Source organism: Porphyrobacter sp. MBR-49 (assembly GCF_053628655.1).
This window is the reverse complement of record NZ_JBRJGU010000016.1, coordinates 1-1,229: the sequence shown is the minus strand read 5'-3', so window position 1 is coordinate 1,229 and position 1,229 is coordinate 1. Positions and strand designations below refer to the sequence as shown.

Annotated in this window: 1 protein-coding gene; it reads right to left on the bottom strand. The window is 60.2% G+C overall.

Going from position 1 to position 1,229, the window contains the following annotated elements; genetic code table 11:
* Positions 1-37: 37 nt before the first annotated feature.
* Positions 38-1,164 (bottom strand): IS3 family transposase gene (locus ACSSV3_RS14545; protein ID WP_454184825.1). Its coding sequence is split into 2 segments (ribosomal slippage): positions 38-924 and positions 924-1,164, totalling 1,128 coding nucleotides; the frame shifts between segments, so codons are not numbered across the junction.
* Positions 1,165-1,229: the final 65 nt, after the last annotated feature.

The following is a 1,229-nucleotide window of genomic DNA, read 5'->3' as shown; positions in this document are numbered from 1 at the left end:
TGGACTTGTAACGGTTTTGCGCCGGTCACCGATCTCACTATGCCACCCTGGCTTCGAATGCGAGCGGGCTGATGCCGCCCAGATACGAATGGCGGCGCCGGGTGTTGTAGAACCCGTTGATGTATTGGAAGATGGCAGCCTCCGCCTGACGTCGGGTTGGCCACTTTTGCCGCCAGATCAGTTCAGCCTTCAGGGATTTGAAGAACGTCTCGACGGCGGAGTTGTCGTAGCAATTGCCCTTGCCACTCATTGATGGTTGCAGGCCGTAGGTCTGCAACTTCTTCTGATAATCGTAGGAGCAATACTGGCTGCCGCGATCGGAATGGAACATGCAACCAGGCGGTGGGTTGCGCAGGCGCACCGCCATATCGAGCGCACGGATCGCCAGATCCTTCTTCATCCTGTCGCTGACGGCCCAGCCCACGACGCGCCTGCTGTGCAGGTCAAGGATGACCGCCAGGTAGAGCCAGCCTTCCAACGTCCAGATATAGGTGATGTCGCCAGCCCACTTCTGGTTGGGCGCAGCGGCAACAAAATCCCCATCCAGCCAGTTCGCCGCCACACCCAGTCGATGATGGCTGTCGGTGGTGACCTTGTGCCTGCGGGTGCGGACCGGCTTGATCCCATTGATCTTCATCAGTCGCCCGACACGGCGTTCGCCGACAGCGAGGCCCGCCTCTTTGAGTTCCATCGTCATCCTCGGACGACCATAGCTGCCCAGGCTCAGGCTGTATTGCTCCCGGATATGGGCCAGCACTGCCATGTCTGTCCGGGAACGCTGGCTGACCGGTCGTGATCGCCACGAACGATAGCCACGCGTGCTGATCTGCATCACCCGGCAGATCGTCTCGACCGGCCAGACATGACGCCAGCTCTCCACGAACGCGAACCTCACGGCCGCTGGCTCGCGAAGAACTGCGTGGCCTTTTTTAGGATGTCCCTCTCCTCCTTGAGCACGCGGTTCTCAAGGCGAAGCCGTTCGTTCTCGCGGGCCAGATCTGCCTGCGGCGCTGACACCAGATCAGCTGGCCGATACTGCGCCAGCCACTTGCCCAGCGTCGATTTACCAATGCCCAAATCCTTGGCCACACGCCCACGCGATAGCCCGCTGGTCAGCGCGATCCGCACCGCCTCCTGCTTAAACTCTTCGGAATGCTTCATCATCTCGTCGGTCTCCTGTTGCGAGCTCTAAACGCTCAGGTGACCGGCACAAAACCGTTACAAGTCCA